Here is a 17,668-nt window from a genome sequence, read left to right as displayed (position 1 = left end):
GACTGGAGATCTGCCGCACCGACCCCTGGCGCGTGGCTCGACACTCACGGACCGGACAGTCGGAGCATTAGGCTGACGTGCAACAGCCCTCCCTCGCAATGCCATGAGTGGGCAGGAACCTGCACCAACAATGTGATTACAGGCCCAAGCCGGCGGGCGCAGCCTGTAATGACGGTAACATTTGTACTAAGGAAGACGAGTGTGACGACGCTGGTAAATGCTTCTCCGATGTGCTCACTACGAGAGCTCTCATCGCCGATGAGTTAGTTTAGGGACCGGTTTCTCCAGGCTTCGTGATGATGTCCTCTTCAGTCACCATGTGAGGGGGCAGCAGGCCCTCGCTCGTTGGCACAGCCACGCGCTGATTCATGCTCGCCCCTGTGAGCGCGTGAAACATTTCCTCGCTTGCCTCGGAGGCCCCATAGGGGCTGCCCAGCGCAGCAAGGCCCTCTCGCAGATCCATTTCCAGCACAGCCGCCGACGGGTAGCGGTCCTCCGGCTCCCGCTGGAGCAAGCCCCGGAGGATGGAGCGCAGGGGAGGAGGAAGCGGCTGGGTGAGTTCCTCCACGTCCTGCGCAGTGAACGTGGCCGCTCGCAGGATGCAGTCCTCCGCGTGGTCCGGAAGCTCTGCCTCCATGGCCGTCACGGCGGCTTCCAGGACCTGCTCCTTCACCGCGGGCGTGAGCGCCTCTTCCAGATCGTCCGGCCGCACATGGGCCATGTTGTACAGGTGGCGCCAGGTGGCCAGCTCCAGCAACATCAGCCCGAGCGAGAACAGATCCGAGCGCGCATCCAGCTCTTCGCCCAGCAGCGCCTCGGGTGAGCAATAGAAGACGTCACCTTGAGGACGCGGGAACGTCGTGGGCTCCCGGCCCGGCAGCAGGGAGCGCGCTCGGGCGAAGTCCGTCAGCACCACCCCGCCCTCGGAGCCCAGGAGGATGCGAGCAGGGTTCACGTCCCGGTGGACAATGCCCAGCGGAGCTCCGTGCTCGTCCTGGCGTGTGTGGGCGTGATGCAGGGCGCTGGCAATCTCGGCCCCCACGTAGAGGCAGAACGCGGGGGACAGGAGCACTTCACGCATCTGCGAATAGCTGAGCACCGTGTTGAGCGAGGTGCCCTCGACGCGCTCCGACACCACGTAGAGAACCCCCTGGACTTCATACCTCCCGAAGACGCGGGCGATGTTCGGGTGCTGCAGGTACGTGGCCAGGCGTGCCTCCTCACTGAGCCGTGCTCGCATCCTGGCCAATGCTTCGGGCTCATCTGCGGTGGGCGGCAAGCTGCGGACGATGACTTCTCGCAGGCGCTTGGCGTGGGTGCGCTCCCAGGCCGGGACGGTTCTCTCCCCGAGCCTCGATTGCGCTAACTCCTCGACCAGCGGGCGCGTCAGATCCACCTCATACGAGAGCTCACCGTGAGAGAAGAGAATCACTCCTGGGACGCTCCAGGATTGCCGAGATGTCGCCATGCGGAACCGGCTCCTCGCAGCGCACGAAGGGCGCCGCACTTGAGAGCGACATACTACCCGGCACGTGGGAACAATGAGAACGACCCTGGAGGTTGGAAGCGGCGCGAGACTGAACTACAGAGTCAGCGGAACTCGTCGCTCTACCGGCGCGGGTCCAGCCAACGTTCGTCGACTGCCATCGATTGGGCGACCTTCCTGCCTACAGCATGGCCTGGCTTGGAGCCCGCTTTCTTGTCGATGCCCGGACGCCGGCCCCCATCCGTCAGTTCGACGCAGATCGGCACGGTCCGGCCATCGCGGAGGTGGGCCCGGATATAGCGGCCGTAGATGAAATCGCCCGTTGTCCACAGGTGCCCATCCAGCCGCATCCCCGCGGGAGCCTTCCCCAAGGGCTCGATCAACGCCCCCGTCACGGGCCCGTCCTTCCAGACGGTCAACGGGTTCTCGCGCGCTTCTTCAGCATCCCCCTTGGTTACGTCGAGCAGGATGAAGGGGCCATCGGGACTGTTCAGGACCCACCCGAGTTCTTGCCTCATCACCCGCATGGCTTCCTCGGAACAATCCCCAGGCGCTGGCTGCGTTTGCACCCCCGCGCAGCCCGCTTCAAACCATGCGAGCGTGGCCACGAGGAGCGCACACTTCTCGGTCCTTGAGAGCACTCGCCGCTCCTGTGTCTTCTGGGGCTGCGGCGGATTGGGGACGCCGCTGGTGAGCGTCGGGGTGTTGCCGGGCTGGTTCACGGAAGGGCTCGCCTCCTGCTGGGTAGGGAGTGGCGAGGCTAACCGAGTGGGGGGGCTTGTCGGCTTTTCGGCCAGAGAGGACGCTGCGTGGGGGACCGGCCTGAGCAGCACGAATGCGGCGACGGCGATGGCAAGGACTCCGAGCGCCAGAGGTACGGTGACCATTGGACTTGGTAGCGCACGGCGAGGTCGGGGGCCCTCGGCTGCTCTCACGGCAGAGGGGGCGAGCGCGGCCTCTCCCGGCAACGCCGCTGCTTCGGCGGCTTCTGGCGGAAGTTGAGCGGCTACCGGGTGAACGCGAGTCTCACGCCACTCCGGGCCGCCGAACCGCGCGAACTCCTCCAGCGGGCCCATCGCCTCCTGGGCGGTCGCATAGCGCTCCTCGGGTTTGTGACGGAGCAGCTTCATCGCGTAGGCGCTCAGCTCCAGGGGAACTCGTCCGCCGGTGGCCTTGTGCGGGCTGGGCGGTTCGAACGCCTCGTGACCGAGAGGGGGCCTCACCTTGGGATGTGTCGGCGTGGGATCCGTCAACACGTCGTAGAGGTCGGCCCCGAGCGCGAAGAGGTCATCGATTGCCTGGAACGCATATCGGGCCTTGGGGTTGAGGCGGTTCTCCTTCCAGAAGCGCACGGCCTGTGGGCTGCGGTTGCGCGGTGTTCCTGGAGGGATGGGTCCATTCGTCAACTCCTCCGCCGTGGCGTAGTCGGCCACGCCAAAGTCGATGATCACCGGCTCACCTTGCAGGCTGACCATGATGTTTCGCGTGCTCAAGTCGCGGTGGAGGACGTTGTGCCCGTGCATGTGCATCAAGGCATCGAAGAGCTTGCGAAACAGGACGACGATCTGATGGGGCGTGGGGTGGGTCTGCTCGACCCAGCGCGCCAGCGTGTAGCCTTCCACCAGGTCCAGAACGATGTAGAGGAAGCCTGAGCGCGGATCCGGCCAGCGCCCCTGTGCCCACAGGCGGATGATGTGGCGGTGGTTGAGCTGCTGCAGGCAGGCCACCTCTCGTCGAGCGCGTGCGTCCGTCTGCTTCAGATCGCCGCTCTGCTCTGCCTGACAAGCGATCTTGAGGGCGAAGCGCTGGCCGTTTTTCTCTACCTCGTAGACGACAGCATACCCCCCTTTTCCGATGAGCCGCACGATGCGCCAGCCATCCACCATCTGGCCGGGCTCGAGCTTCAAGGGATCCAGTTCCGCCATCATTCCGAGCACCTCGCGGCTGTTGCTACAAGTTCACCAGGGAAAGGGACAGGCAGCGGGTGCCTTCGGCGTTGCACACCCGCAGCGTGTGCGGCGCGGTGAGCCATTGTTTGAGCTCTCGCGTGGGCATCTCGATCTCAATGGCCACTGGCACCGACTCTCCCGAGGAGATGAGGGCGTGCCCAGAGAGCACAGTGCGAGCGCGGCGAGTGTCCCCTCCAGCCACGGGTGTCACTTCTGCCCAGGCGGGCTCCCAGGGCTCCGGTCCGGCATTGAGCACTTCGAGGACGACCACGCTCCACGTAGACGCCCCGAGCCCCTTGCACTTCACGGGGCGGAGTTCCCCGTGAATCTCGTGGCACTCATTCTGGAAGACCATTGCAAGCAGGCCCTGAGCGTCCACCCACCCCGCGAGCGCCACAGCAGCCGGGCTCACCGCTGGGGGATGTGCCTTCAGCTCCTCCAGTTCCCTGCGCTGTGTCTCGTATCGCTCGAGCGTGGCGGACAGCTCCACGCGGCACGCCTCCACGGTCTGCTGCGGGCGGCTGACGTTCACCACGTCATCGACGGTGCCCGGCTGCCCGGTCAGGCGGAACACGACGCTTCTCGGAGAGCCTTCGCGGTAGGTGACGCGCAGCGTGAGCTGTTCGCCTGGGCCGAGCGGTGCCGCGGGCGAGAGCGTGATGGTTCGAGTTCCCACTTCCACCACCGCGAAGCGGGGGCGGTCCTCCAATTCGACGGACTCCCGCACGATCGGCGCGTCCAGGGTGATGAGCGTGAGGGTGCCGGGAGCCAGGTAGAGCAACGGCGACTCACCCACCTTGCCCGTGAACTCCACGGAGCGGGGAGACGAGGGCACCGACGTGGCGGTCTGGGCCGTGGCGGCGAGTCCCACCAGCAGGGCGGAGAATGCGAGATGTGAGCAGAGAGGTCGGATCACGCCCAGGGAACCTATCAGGTAGGTCCCCACAGTAGCAGACACCTGAGCGCGGACGTGCCGAAGTCAGAGGATTTCAACGTGCAGGGCCGCGCATGCTCTTCCGGCCCGGAGACTGACAGGACGGCCGTGACTTGCGTTTATGTGGGGCCGTGGACATTCTGCCGAGTCAAACTCGTCGCGGCCAGTCCGGTCCGACTCCCCACTGGAGGAGCTTCTGTGCGCCGGACCATCCCTGTACTTGAGGACGATGACGATGTTCGCGAGGCCCTGTCCGCCCTGATCCTTGATCCTCCTCGACTGGTGGGGGGCGACCCAGTGGGGCCGTGATTTCCTCGAGGGCCTCAGAGCGGATCCTGACATGTGCGAAGTGCCCGTGGTGCTGATGACGACAAGTGATGTGGAGCCAACGCCTGGCATCGCGGGCTGTCTCCGCAAGCCGTTCGGCGGTCTCCAATTCGAGGCACTCCTGTCACTTCATTGCTCTCCTAAAAGGAGGTGCAGCGACGTGGCTGGATGCCTAGAATGAGGGGCCTCGTGTCCTCGGAATCGGTTCGCCCCACGATCTGGCTCCTCGACGACAGCCCCACGGAGACCGACGTTATCCGTGCGGCGCTGTCCCCCTCCTGTGATGTCACCAGCTTCACGGACGGTGCGACGCTGCTCGAAGCGCTCGGTCGTTCTCCGCCCCCCGATGTGGTGGTTCTGGACTGGGAAGTGCCGGGCCTGTCTGGCATCGAGGTGTGCGAGTACCTTCGGAGCGACCGCGCCACCACGGCACTGCCCGTGCTCCTGCTGACTTCGCATCACTCTCCGGAAGACGTGGCGCGTGGCATGGAGGCGGGTGCCAACGATTACGTCTTCAAGCCCTTCCGGTCCGTGGAGTTCGTGGCGCGGGTGCGGGGGCTTGCACGGCGCGGCCTGATGCAGCGGCGGGCGCTCTCGGACGAGCGTGCGCGCCGGGTCCTCGCGGAGGAGGCACTCGAAGTCGCCCAGGTCGCGGAGCAGCAAGCCTGGACGATGGAGGCCGAACGTTCCCGGCTCCTGGAGCAGTCGCAACAAACGCAGCGAGACGCGGAGGCACGCGAAGCGAAGACCCTCCAGCGCGCCGACTTCGAGCGCCGGCTGATCGGGATCGTCAGCCACGATCTGCGCAACCCCCTGAGCGCCATTGGCCTCACGGCCTCGAACCTGGTGCGTCAGGCGCCCGACGAGCGGCTGCGGCGGGGCCTCGAGCGCATCCTGCTCTCGGTGGAGCGGGCCAACCGGATGATCCGGGACCTGCTGGACTTCACGCGGGCTCGGCAGGGGAGTGGCATCCTGATCGAGCGCAAGTCTTCGGACCTGCATACGCTGGTGCGCGCGGTGGTGGACGAGGTGAGGACGGTTCACCCGAAGCGGTCCATCGTCGTGGTGCAGAGCGGGAGCGGCGGGGGGGAGTGGGATCCGGATCGGCTGGAGCAGGTCATCACCAACCTGCTGGTCAACGCGCTTCACTACAGCCCGCCTGACACTCCCGTGCGAGTGGAGACGCAGGGGTACGGGGACAGGGTGGTGCTGGAGGTCCACAACAGCGGCGAGCCCATCGACCCGGAGTTGCTGCCTCGAATCTTCGAGCCGCTGGAGCGGGGCTCTTCACTCGCGGATCAGTCGGGGCGAAGCATTGGCCTTGGGCTCTACATCGTCCGTCACCTCGTGGAGGCGCATGGGGGGAGCGCGAGCGTCCGGTCCACCGCCACCGAGGGGACGGCGTTCACGGTGGTGCTGCCGATCCGGCCTTCAGCGGAACAAGGCCTGGAGTAGCGGCATCTCCAGTGCATTCACGGTGTCAGTTGACCTTCGGATCCCGCTTCTGGCGCTCGATCCAACTGCGGTAATAGAAGGTGCTCGTGAACCAGGATTCATAGCCACCTTTGGCCTTGGTGAACCCACCGTTGATACCGACAAGCCACCGTCCTTCGTCCGTCTCGCGGAAGCACGGACCGCCGCTGTCGCCTGAGAGGATGTGAATCCCGCCCGCGGTGAAGCGGAACTCCTTGGTCTCGCGTGTCGTGATGACTTCCGTCACGGTGTTTCTGCCTGAGCGCCTTACGCCGCCATTGTCGCCTCTCTCGACACTCGGCCCGAAGCCCACCACGACAAGCGACTCATTGGGTTTGACTTCAACCTCAGGCATGTTGCCATCGGGATTGATGCCCAGCGCGGCCGTCTCCAATTGAATGACGGCGAGATCTGCTCGGTGGCTCTTGACCTTCCCGTCCTGGATCTCCGACCTGAAGTCTTCGTGCGCGACGACAGTGCCTTCGTAGAACTCCGGCGAGCGAGCCCACTTCCCGTTGACTTGCTGATAGCGATACACCTTGACGGTCGCATTCTGCTCGCACTTCTCACTCGTATAGAGCCACTTTCCAGCGCGGGTCCCGAAATCTGCGGGTAGACAGGCACAGTGAGCTGAGAAGAGTACGAGACGCGGAGCGATAAGGACGCCGCTGCAGTCGCCGAGGGGGGTAGTCACCAGGACCGTGGATTGATAGCGGTTGGCATGATCGTTCTCCCCTTTCGCCACGGCAAAGTAGGAATCGGGCGTTGAGGCGCACCCACTTTCAAGAAGCCAGAGGACGATGACAAGGAGCCTCGCGAGGTTGGTGTCACGGGCGCACATAAGGCCTCACTGAGAATGTTCGGCTGCTGGAGGAGCCGAAGTGGAAGCTGCTGTCGCCACACGCTGGAACTCGGCACGCAGCCAGTCCCTGAAGAAGTACGTGCTCGTGCAGGTGAGTTCGAGCTCTGTGCCGACACTTGCTATTCCCACGAGCCACCTCTGACCCGAGTCTTCCCGGAAGCAAGGTCCACCCGTGTATCCGTTGTAGACAAAAGCACCCTGTTGCTCGTAGAGGATCCTTCCGTCCGAGTTTCCAGGGACCTTGGTGACCTTGTTGTGTCTGAAATAGCGCAGGCCTGGCTCGTCGCGAAAGCGCGGATCATCTCCATAGCCTGCCATCACGAGCGTTTCGTTTTCCTGAGCTTCCTTCTCGGCAAACGGGATGCTCTCAACAGACTCATCCTCCGGGGAGTCAAGGATGATGAGGGCCAGGTCCGCCCTCGTTGACAGGACTGCGCCTTGCTCATTGAGTTCAATCTTGAAAGCGGGATGAACGCGGACCTTGCCCCTGAGGGGGCGCTGCATGATTGAAGCCGGCCGCTCCGTAGACTTCCAATCCTCCCTGGTGCCGTAGCGCACCCTCGTCATGAACGCATGCTCAGCGCAAGCTGAAGGCCCAATCGGGCCTTTCTCGGGCCTCTCTTGCGAGGTGACGTACCGCGGCGGGCACACGCAACTGGCTGCGGTCAAGGCCACGCGAGGGCTCAGGAGAATCCCGCTGCAGTTCGGCCAGACACCCTCTGCATCCTTCAAGAACATGAGGGTCGATTCGTACCTGTTGCTGACGTCCACCTTTCCTGCTGCTGCGCCACCTCTGAATCTCAAGGCAATGGCGGGTTGCCACCCCTCTGGGAGAGGGGGGGAATCGTCATCATGCGAAGAGCTTGAGGGGGAAGCGTGTCCGAGAGGCGCCGCCCCATCGAGCCCAGCCTCCTCTCGAGTTGCTGGAGCCTGCGTGCTGTTCTGCTTGCATCCTTCCGCGAAGGACACTCCGACGACGCAGACGAAGACTACTTCGATGGGGGCCAGCGAACGGCGCACCTCGACCTCTCAGAGACAGGGGGGAACTCGTAGTGAGCATACTTCGTCCCCGATGGAGGCGCTGGGACCTCAGATCTGCCCGTCCCACCCGTGGTCGTTGCGCCGGAACGCGTCGCGAATGTGCGCCACGTGCTCCGGTGCGAGGGGCCCGTGCTCCAAGGCCCTCACGTTGTGCTGGAGGTTCTCCAGCCGCGTGGTGCCCACGAGGCACGTCGTCACGCCCGGAACGTAGGCCGCGAAGCGCAGCGCGAACTCGCTCCCATCCAGCCCGCGTGGATCCAGTCCCATCTGGCGCATCCGGTCCCAGTACAGCGCCACATCTTGCGCCCACGGACGCTCCGAATACCGCCACGGTGCATTTCCCAACGTGCGCTTCGCGATGACTCCCACGCCGCGCTCTCGCGCCATCGCCACGCCCCAGTCGATGGCGCGCTGGTCGAACAGGTTCACCGACGTCTGCACTGACCCGAATCGCCCCATGTTCAGCGCATGTGCCAGTGAGTGGTTGTCCCCGGAGTATGCAGCCACGCGAACCTTGCCCTGCTCCACCGCTCGCGTCAGCGCGTCCACCACACCCGGCCGCTCCAGCACATCGATCGGGCACGAGTGGAAGTGCATCACGTCGATGACGTCCGTGCGCATCCGCCTCAGTGCCAGCTCGATGCCCTGTGTGATGCACGGCCCCGTCCAGTCCTCCACCCCCGGCACGCCGTAGCCGCACTTCGTCGAGAGCACGAACTCTCCGCGCCGCCCCTGCAGGTGCCGGCCAATCCGCTCCTCGGAGAGCCCATAGCTGGGCGCGGTATCGATCAGGTTGATCCCTGCATCCAGTACGCCATGCAGCAGCCTCGCCGCCTCATCCTCTGATAGCGCTCCGTCCCCTACGGGCCCTGCTCCGAATCCCAGCGCGGAGACCTGCAGGCCTGTGTTTCCCAGGGGACGGCGCTCCATCACGTTCCTCCACGCGCGGCCAGATCGATGAAGCCGCGGATCCAGATGAGGTTCACTGCGTGGCTGGACGCTAGCGGAGTCCGCGTCGTCGTCTCCAGCGCGGCCGTGTAGGGCACTCCCTGGCGCGTGAAGTAGTCCGTCACGCTCCCATCATGCGAGACGATGAGCCCGTCCCCGTCCGTGTGGTGGTTCTCGTCCACCTTCTGGTTCCGGATGACGCTCGCGTGGCTCGCAGCCGCCTCCATCAACGGCCGATACGCCGCCGCGTCCCCAAACGTGTACGCGTACGTGGCCGCGACGCTCAGGTAGTTGTCCTGGTGGATGTCCAGCGCCGCGGCCGGAGCCGGGAAACGGACGATGTCCGCTCGCACCGCCCGCGTCTCTTTCGGGCCCCCGTCGTACAACTCCCAGCGCAGGAAGGACTCGCCCCGCGCCAGCTCTCCCTTCCACGTTCCCGGCGCCACCTCGTAGCGCAGGAAGTCGTTGTTCGGCTTCTCCCCGCTGCGGTTGTAGCGCGTGCCCACCTCGAAGCCCGATGGGTTGATGCACGGGTACACGCGCAACCCCACGTCTCGTGCCCTCGCGTAGGCGACGATTTCCGCGAAGCTCTCCGCCAGCGTCAACGGCCCAGCCGGTTCCTCCCCATGAAACCCCGAGGTGATGACGAGCCAGCGCGAACCGGGGACGGTCAGCCGAAAGAGCGGATACTCCCTCCCGGCCTCCATCACCCGGCCGTACTCGGCCACGTCCGCTAGCGAGGAGTGGGCCATCAGGCGGCGGGCATAATCCGTGTATTCCACGCTCCGAACATAGTGAGCCGCCGTCTCGTTTCCCACCTTCTCTCACCCGTGCCGTTCAGTGCGGCACGGCGGGCCCCGCTCCGAAGTCAGCGGGGCGTTGGCCGAGAACACTCCGCTCAGTGGACGTCCATCTTCTCGCGGTACTCCGTCGCCAGCTGCTTGCGCTGCGTCGGCGAGAGGATGCGGTGCACCTCCAGCGCGGAGTCCACCACCTTGTGCGCGAAGGCGCGCAGCGCGTCGATGCGCGCATCCACCAGCGTGTGCAGCTTGCTCGCGTCCGGCGTGTCGGACTCGAGCTGCGTCAGGAACTCCTGGCGCGTGGCCTGGTGGTCCTCGGCCAGCTGCTTGCCTTCCTCGAAGAGCCGGTCCTTCACGCCCTGTACCGCCTGCTTCTGGCTGTCCGAGGCGTTGATGTCCTCCAGCTTGTCGTCCAGCTTCCAGGTGATGACCTGCTTGATGCGCTCGGGATCCCGGTTCCAGCCCCAGCCTCCTCCCCGGAAGCCACTGAGCAGCACGACGGCGAGGACTGCGGAGGCGGCGATGGCGATCTTCTTCTTCATGACGTGTTCTCCTGGCGGGACCCTCAGGGCCCGGTGTTCGGCTTCGCCTCGATGGCGACGGTGCAGAAGATGACCGGGCGCCGTTGAGCGCGCTTTTCCTCCCCGTAAAGAAGTGTGAAGCCCTCACTCCCTATGAAGCGTTGAGGAGGGCACACCCCGCGTATAGCCCCAGGAACACGAGCAGCCCTACCCGGCAGCCGAGCACCAGCGAGCGGCCAGGCGGCGGTGGCGAGTCGGGGGGCCCGGGCGTTACATCCTCAAGAAGGTCCAGCCATGGTCCTGAATACAGGGGCTTACGTCCGGAGGGCCCGCAAGGAGCGTGTGCCGGGCGTCGTGTCGAGCGCCGAACCACCTGGCACGTCTCCTGTTCTCCTTCCCACCCTACACGTAGTAGAAAACCCGCCCGAGGCCGATTTTCCGGATGCGGCGCGCGGTCCGGAACCCTATTGTTCGCCACCGCTTTCCGCTCGCCCTACGAACAGCCATGTCCTTTACCCATCTCCACCTGCACACCCTGTACTCCCTCCTGGATGGCGCCATCCGGATGAAGGACCTCATCAAGACGGTGAAGGAAAAGGGGATGACGAGCGTGGCCGTGACCGATCACGGCAACATGTTCGCCACCATCGACTTCTACAAGAAGGCGAAGGATGCCGGCATCAAGCCCATCATCGGCATGGAGGCCTACGTCGCCGGCACCAAGGGCCGTGAGGACCGCACCGAGAAGGTCGCCCACCATCTCATCCTCGTCGCCCAGAACGCCGAGGGCTATGCCAACCTCCGCGTCCTGGCCTCCCGCGCGTACATGGACGGCTTCTACTACCACCCGCGCATCGACAAGAAGCTGCTGGCCGAGCACAGCAAGGGCCTCTTCGCCCTCACCGCGTGCCTCGGCGGTGAAGTCACAAGCGCCTGCTTCCGCGGGGACATGGACCACGCCCGCAAGGCCGCGCTCGAGTACAAGAACATCTTCGAGCCCGATCACTTCTTCCTCGAGGTCCAGTCCAACGGCTTGCCCGAGCAGGACAAGGCCAACGAGAACCTCATGACGCTCAGCCGGGACCTGGACATCCCGCTGTGCGCCACCGCGGACGCCCACTACATCAAGCGCGAGGACGCTCGCGCGCACGAGCTGCTCATGTGCATCGCCAGCGGCAAGACGTTGGCCGACGGCAAGCGCATGAAGCACTCCACGGACAAGCTCTACGTCACCAGCCCCGAGGAGATGCTCCAGTTCTTCAAGGACACCCCCGAGGCCGTCCACAACACCCAGCGCATCGCCGAGCAATGCAACCTGGAGCTCAAGCTCGGCAAGCCCATGTTGCCCACCTTCAAGGTCCCCGAGTCCCACACGCCGGACAGCTACATGGCGGAGCTGGCCTTCGAGGGGCTCCACGAGCGCTTCAAGGAGCTGCACAAGGCCGGCGCCAAGTTCGACCCGGACTTGTACCGCGCCCGCCTCACCCTGGAGCTTGGCGTCATCCAGAAGATGGGGTTCAGCGGCTACTTCCTCATCGTTCAGGACTTCATCAACTGGGCCAAGCGCCACGGCATCCCCGTGGGGCCGGGCCGTGGCTCGGGCGCCGGTTCGCTCGTGGCCTACGCGCTGCGCATCACCGACCTGGATCCCATCCCGTACAACCTGCTCTTCGAGCGCTTCCTCAACCCCGAGCGCGTGTCGATGCCGGACTTCGATATCGACTTCTGCCAGGACCGCCGGGACGAGGTCATCAAGTACGTCTCCAGCAAGTACGGCGAGAACAACGTCGGGCAGATCATCACCTTCGGCAGCTTGAAGGCCAAGAGCGTGCTGCGCGACGTGTGCCGCGTCTTCGGCCTGCCCTTCAGCGAGGGTGACCGCATCGCCAAGCTCGTCCCCGAAGTCCTCAACATCACCCTCAAGGAGGCCATCGAGACCGAGCCTCGCCTCAAGGAGATGATCGAGAAGCCCTCGAACATCGGCGAGGTGGAGGGCAAGCCCGTCACCACCAAGGACGTGCTGGAGATCGCCCTCGCCCTCGAGGGCCTGCACCGCCAGCCCGGCATGCACGCCGCCGGCGTCGTCATCGCCGACAAGCCGCTGTGGGAGTTCGTCCCCGTCTACCAGCCTCCCGGTGAGAAGACCCTCATCACCCAGTTCGCCAAGGACGAGGTGGAGGCCGCAGGCCTGGTGAAGTTCGACTTCCTCGGCCTCAAGACGCTCACGGTGATCCAGAACGCGCTGGATCTCATCAACCGCAACCACCCGCGAGAGAAGCCTCTCACGCGCGACGACATCCCGCTCTACGACGACGCGATGTGGGCGTTGATGGCCAAGGGCGACACGGCCGGCGTCTTCCAGATGGAGTCCAGCGGCTTCACCGAAATGGTGATGAAGCTCAAGCCGTCCTGCTTCGAAGACGTCATCGCCGCCGGCGCCCTCTACCGGCCCGGTCCGCTCGACTCGGGCATGGTGGACGTCTTCATCAACCGCAAGCACGGCCGCGAGTCCGTCGTCTACCCGCACCCCTTGCTCGAGCCCGTCCTCAAGGACACCTACGGCGTCATCGTGTACCAGGAGCAGGTGATGCAGATCTCGCAGGTCCTGGGTGGCTACACCCTGGGCCGCGCCGACCTGCTCCGCCGCGCCATGGGCAAGAAGAAGGCCGAGGTGATGCAGGCCGAGCGCGCCGGCTTCCTCGAGGGCTGCAAGAAGAACGAAGTCGACCTCAAGGTGGCCGGCGAGATCTTCGACCTCATGGAGAAGTTCGCTGAGTACGGCTTCAACAAGAGCCACTCGGCCGCCTATGGCCTCGTCACCATCCACACGGCGTGGCTCAAGGCCCACTACCCCGTGGAGTTCATGGCCGCCCTTCTCACCAGCGAGAAGGACAACACCGACAAGGTGGTGCGCCACATCGGTGAGGCTCGCGAGTCCGGCACCCAGGTGCTCCCGCCGGACGTGAACCAGTCGGACATGGCCTTCGGCGCCGTGGACGGGAAGATCCGCTTCGGTCTGGGCGCCATCAAGGGCGTGGGCGAGGGCGCCATCGAGTCCATCGTCGAGGCCCGCAAGGAAGGGCCCTTCAAGGGCCTGTTCGACTTCTGCGAGCGCGTGGACAGCCGGCGCGTGAACCGGAAGGTGCTCGAAGCGCTGGTGAAGGCCGGTGCCTTCGACTTCGAGAAGCGTGCGCGGCGCCAGTTGTTCGAGACGATCGAAAAGGCGATGAACCGCGGCTCGTCCAGCCAGAAGGACAAGGCGGCCGGGCAGAGCTCGCTGTTCGGAATGCTGGCGGGGCCGGCCTCGAGTGGCGGAAATGCGCTCAAGGATGACTTCGTGCAGGTGGAGGAGTGGCCGGAGAAGGAGCGCCTGTCCTTCGAGAAGGAGGCCATCGGCTTCTACGTGTCCGGCCACCCGCTGCACCAGTACGAGAAGGAATTGAAGCGCTACGCACGGCCGGTGACGGCGGTGCAGCGCGCCCGCCGGGACGAGAAGATCTCCGTGGGTGGCATCATCGCCGCGCTGCGCGAGCGGCCCACGAAGACGGGCAAGCGCATGGCGTGGGTGACGCTGGAGGACCTGTCAGGCTCCATCGAGCTGGTGTGCTTCCCGGGCAAGGACGGCACCCGCTCGGTGATGGGCAAGGATGGCAAGTGGACCAAGGCCGGGCCCAAGCCGGGCTATGAGCACTGGGAGACGCTGCTCAAGGGGGATGATCCCATCCTCGTGACGGGCTCGGTGCAGGTCAGCCAGCGCGACGAGGATGCTCCCACGACCGAGCTCATCGTCGAGGACATCCAGAGCCTGAAGGCCGTTCGCGAGAAGCGCACGAAGCGGCTGGAGCTGCGCGTGCCCGCGGATCTGCTCACCGAAGACCGGTTGTCGAAGCTGATGGCCATCGCCAAGCAGTACACCGGCGCCACGCCCGTGGCCGTCAGTGTGCTGTTCCCAGGCGAGGCCGAGGCGCTCATCGGTGGCACGCAGCTCAAGGTCCAGGTGAGCGATGAGCTGCTGCTGGCCGTCGACAAGCTCTTCGGGATGAAGGTCGTCGAGCTGGGGTAGGCGCGCGCACCCACTCGTGCGCGCGCCCGGGCCGCCAGGACTCAGTGCACCAGGGTCTCCGTGCGCCGGATGAAGTTCACCGGCTCCTCGGATGTGCCCTTTGCGAAGTTCGGCCGCACATCGAGGATCTTCTGCACCAGGGACAGGTCGCGGATCGCTCCCACTGGGAACTTCGGCCCCTCGATCGGTCCCACCGGGTCGATGGGCACCACCTGGGCGATCTCCCCGATCTGGTTCAACAGGTTCGGATCCGCGCGGACGACCGTCGTGCACTGCGTGCAGAAGGCCACCTCGTACAGCCGCTGCCACCGCCGCTCGAGGTCCGCGAAGAGCCACTTCGGCGTCGTGAACTGCGTGTCATTCACCCCGAAGGCCAGGCCCGGTCCACCACCCGTCAGGAACCTCGACAGCGTCACCGGGATGCCCGTGGTCGTCACGTGCGTGAACGCGGTCTGCGTGTCGCCGAAGTGGCAGCCGCTGCACGTGTTGACGGAGAACTCGTGCCGCGCGCACACGTCCGCGGGGTTGGCTCCGCTGGCGCCCGCGGCGGGCCAGAAGTTCGGCGGCACGAGCGAGTTGCCGCCTCGGAACGGTACCCCCAGGAAGGAGTACGGCACGGTGTGCGCCGTCGAGCAGTTGGACGGCAGCGGCCCCACCGGCAGCGGCACCGAGGGCTTCACGACGCTCAGCACGTAGTTGCTGATCGCCGGATGCCCGCTCGGGTAGGCGCCGTCATCCGGCGTCTGCGCCACCGTGTGCTTGCGCAGCAGTCCGTTGGAGGGCGTGCTGATGCCACTCACCGGATCCTCGTCGCTCAGCGTGAACTCGCGCAGCTCCCAGGGGCTGGCAATGGAGCGCTCGTTGGTGCGCAGCTGGTTGAGGGCGCTCTGGTTGCCCTTGCCCGGCGCCGCCCCGTGCAGCACCACGCTCTCGGTGATGGCCTGCAGCTTCGTCAGGTACGTCGGCGTGAAGCCTCCCAGCGTGTTGAGCTCCGTCCACTTGCGCGCATACTGGACCACGTTGGAGCAACCCGTGACGGGCACGCCGTACTCGAAGATGACGGTGAAGGGCTTCAGGCCGCACGTGGCCTGCGAGCCGCCGCCCCATGGGTTCGGCTGGACGACTCCGAAGATGAAGCGCAGCTCACCGGCGTCCACTGGACGGCTCGTCGTCGTGCCGCCATAGCCGCTGCTGCCCGAGACGGTGTTGCCCACGTCCAGGCGGTTGACGATCGACAGCAGGCGGAAGGGCGCGATGTTCAGGTTGAGCGGGCCGCTGAGCTGGACGAACTTCTTCCCCGAGGAGTCCGTGAGCACCGCCGCGGTGACGCCGCTGGCGGTGGCCCAGGGCTGGATCACCCCGCTGAAGATGTTGGGCCGGGCCGGCACCACGTCTCCGTTCACGACGTACGGGTTGAGCCACATCTCCAGCCACCGGAGCACGAACGTCTCGGGCGTCGAGCCCGAACTGGTGGCCATCTCACGGATCAGGTGGGCGAAGGTCCACGCGCCACCCTGCGTGCCCGCGCCCGTGCACGGATCCCACGTGCGCGCCGGATCCAGCACCACGGCGGGTGAGGTGATGAACAGCGACTGGCCCCAGCCCTGCGTCGTGGACGCAGGCGTCGCCGGGCACGTGCTCAGCGGTTGGGGCTGGAACTTCGTGAAGGTATCCCGGTCGAAGCCAATGCCCTGCGTGATGCCGATGGGCGTGCGGCCGTTGAAGACGATGGAGTCCTCGGTGATTTCTCCGAACTCGCCCGAGGCCAGCAGCCGCTCGTTTTCGATGCGGCGTTCGATTTCCCGCGAGCTGAGTTGCCCGAAGGAGGTGAAGAACCCGGAGCCCGGGCTCGAAGGAATGGCTCCCAGCTTCGCCAGCGCGTCCGAGCTGAAGAGCACCGTGGGGCTCGAGGTATCTCCGACGATGCGGACGAGGCTGCCCTCCAGCTCCTTGTTGGCGGGGGGCGGCAGCTTCACATGCACCGCCACGTTCTCCCCGAGCTTCGTCGTCTTCTCGAGCTGCTGGAGCGACGTCTGCGAGGCTTCTTCTGGCTTGATGGGCGGCAGCGAGCGGATCTCGACGGTATCGCCCTCGTCGGCGGCCTGTTCCCGGGTGCTCTCGGAGGTCGGAGCTGGTGGCGGGGGCTCAGGCTCTCTTGAGCAGCCTGCGGCGGTGAGCAACGTTCCGGTCAGTAGCAGTGTGGACCAGCGAAGGCGACTGCGTAGCGTTCTCGGCATGAGGCTCCTCGGGGCTGATGGAGGTGAGGCGCCGGGAGTGTGGCCTGCTCATGACTTCTCGTGAAGATGGAAAAGCTCGCTTGTCTCGGGTGTCAGGCTTTCATGGTAGAGGCGCCCCCCGCCTGCGCGGGGTTATCCGGTCGTGGACGGCGCTCGGGCGTTTCTGGTCAAGTGCCGCCCCCGACGGAGGGAAGGGATGACCACCGCTTACCAGTCACTGCGTGTCGAGAAGGCCGAGGGTGTCGCCGAGATCGTGTTGCTGGGGCCCGGCAAGGGCAATGCCCTGGGACCGGACTTCTGGCGCGAGATGCCGGAGGTGCTCCGCGCGCTCGATGTTGACGAGTCCGTGCGCGTCGTCCTGTTGCGCGGCGAGGGTGCTCACTTCTCCTATGGCCTGGATCTGGCGGGGATGACGGAGACGCTCGGGCCCCTCATCTCCGGGGACAACAACACGGCCTTCGAGCGGACGAAGCTGCTCCAGCTCATCCACCAGATGCAGGGCGCCACCGAGGGACTCTCCCGCTGCCGCAAGCCCGTCATCGCTGCGATCCACGGCTGGTGCATTGGTGGCGGTATCGATCTCATCGCCGCGTGTGACTTCCGGTACTGCTCGCGCGAGGCGAAGTTCAGCCTCCGTGAGGCGCGTGTCGGCATCGTCGCGGACCTGGGCGCGCTCCAGCGCCTGCCGCGCATCATCGGCGAAGGCAACACGCGCGAGATGGCCTACACCGCTGGGGACTTCGACGCGGAGCGCGTGTTGCGCATGGGGCTCGTCAACGAGGTGTTCGAGTCTCCCGAGGCGCTGCTCACCGCCGCGCGGGCCACCGCCCGGAAGATCGCCGAGAACCCGCCGCTCGTCGTCCAGGGCGCCAAGCAGGTGATGGAGTACTGCGCGGACAAGTCCATCGAGGACGGCCTGCGCTACGTGGCGGTGTGGAACTCCGCCTTCTTGCAGTCGAACGATCTGACCGAGGCGTTCTCGGCCTTCATGGAGCGGCGGCCTCCGCGCTTCCAGGGGAGATGAGTC

The 17,668-nt window shown here is 65.6% G+C and carries 12 protein-coding genes and 1 pseudogene; 3 read left to right on the top strand and 10 right to left on the bottom strand.

The window, feature by feature from the left end; all coding sequences use genetic code 11:
* Window positions 1-268 precede the first annotated feature (268 nt).
* The 3 genes from KY501_RS16455 to KY501_RS16445 all read right to left on the bottom strand — a co-directional run bounded on the left by KY501_RS16455 (window position 269) and on the right by KY501_RS16445 (window position 4,351).
* Window positions 269-1,468, bottom strand: a complete 1,200-nt coding sequence (locus tag KY501_RS16455; protein ID WP_224364062.1) for a serine/threonine-protein kinase — start codon at window positions 1,466-1,468, stop codon at window positions 269-271.
* A 140-nt stretch (window positions 1,469-1,608) separates the two neighbouring features.
* Complete coding sequence (locus tag KY501_RS16450; protein ID WP_224364060.1) at window positions 1,609-3,414, bottom strand: serine/threonine protein kinase; 1,806 nt, start codon at window positions 3,412-3,414, stop codon at window positions 1,609-1,611.
* A 22-nt stretch (window positions 3,415-3,436) separates the two neighbouring features.
* Window positions 3,437-4,351, bottom strand: a complete 915-nt coding sequence (locus KY501_RS16445) for a DUF2381 family protein (RefSeq protein WP_224364058.1) — start codon at window positions 4,349-4,351, stop codon at window positions 3,437-3,439.
* A 534-nt stretch (window positions 4,352-4,885) separates the two neighbouring features.
* Here KY501_RS16445 and KY501_RS16440 point away from each other — a divergent pair.
* Window positions 4,886-6,151, top strand: a complete 1,266-nt coding sequence (locus KY501_RS16440) for a hybrid sensor histidine kinase/response regulator (protein ID WP_224364056.1) — start codon at window positions 4,886-4,888, stop codon at window positions 6,149-6,151.
* Between the two features lie 25 nt (window positions 6,152-6,176).
* Here the strand turns inward: KY501_RS16440 and KY501_RS16435 are convergent, their stop codons facing one another.
* From KY501_RS16435 to KY501_RS16415, 6 genes and pseudogenes are all read right to left on the bottom strand, one after another.
* On the bottom strand, window positions 6,177-7,010 hold the full coding sequence (locus tag KY501_RS16435) for a S1 family peptidase (protein ID WP_224364054.1): 834 nt from the start codon (window positions 7,008-7,010) through the stop codon (window positions 6,177-6,179).
* Window positions 7,011-7,016: 6 nt separating this feature from the next.
* A complete protein-coding gene (locus tag KY501_RS16430) occupies window positions 7,017-7,535 on the bottom strand; it encodes a trypsin-like serine peptidase (protein ID WP_373691615.1) in 519 nt (172 codons plus the stop codon).
* A 63-nt stretch (window positions 7,536-7,598) separates the two neighbouring features.
* Window positions 7,599-7,769: pseudogene (locus KY501_RS54295) on the bottom strand (hypothetical protein); the annotation flags it as partial.
* 351 nt (window positions 7,770-8,120) lie between these two features.
* Window positions 8,121-9,002: an aldo/keto reductase gene (locus KY501_RS16425; RefSeq protein ID WP_224364052.1), complete on the bottom strand. Its 882-nt coding sequence runs from the start codon at window positions 9,000-9,002 to the stop codon at window positions 8,121-8,123.
* Window positions 9,002-9,802: a M14 family zinc carboxypeptidase gene (locus KY501_RS16420; protein WP_224364050.1), complete on the bottom strand. Its 801-nt coding sequence runs from the start codon at window positions 9,800-9,802 to the stop codon at window positions 9,002-9,004. Before KY501_RS16420 ends, KY501_RS16425 begins: the two co-directional genes overlap by 1 nt.
* Window positions 9,803-9,918: 116 nt before the next feature.
* The gene (locus KY501_RS16415; RefSeq protein WP_224364048.1) at window positions 9,919-10,362 is read right to left on the bottom strand and encodes a Spy/CpxP family protein refolding chaperone; all 444 of its coding nucleotides are present in this window, start codon (window positions 10,360-10,362) and stop codon (window positions 9,919-9,921) included.
* A 484-nt stretch (window positions 10,363-10,846) separates the two neighbouring features.
* On the opposite strand from KY501_RS16415, the gene dnaE reads away from it, so the two are divergent.
* Window positions 10,847-14,404, top strand: coding sequence for a DNA polymerase III subunit alpha (gene dnaE / locus KY501_RS16410; protein ID WP_224364046.1), 3,558 nt, complete (start codon window positions 10,847-10,849; stop codon window positions 14,402-14,404).
* Window positions 14,405-14,445: 41 nt separating this feature from the next.
* Here dnaE and KY501_RS16405 read toward each other — a convergent pair whose 3' ends face one another.
* Entirely contained in the window at window positions 14,446-16,641 is a 2,196-nt protein-coding gene (locus KY501_RS16405) for a hypothetical protein (RefSeq protein ID WP_224364044.1), read from the bottom strand.
* Window positions 16,642-16,837: 196 nt separating this feature from the next.
* On the opposite strand from KY501_RS16405, the gene KY501_RS16400 reads away from it, so the two are divergent.
* The gene (locus KY501_RS16400; RefSeq protein WP_224364042.1) at window positions 16,838-17,665 is read left to right on the top strand and encodes a crotonase/enoyl-CoA hydratase family protein; all 828 of its coding nucleotides are present in this window, start codon (window positions 16,838-16,840) and stop codon (window positions 17,663-17,665) included.
* Window positions 17,666-17,668: the final 3 nt, after the last annotated feature.

Origin of the sequence: Hyalangium versicolor (assembly GCF_020103695.1) — a bacterium.
Taxonomy (GTDB): domain Bacteria; phylum Myxococcota; class Myxococcia; order Myxococcales; family Myxococcaceae; genus Hyalangium; species Hyalangium versicolor.
This window is presented reverse-complemented; position numbering and strand designations above follow the sequence as displayed.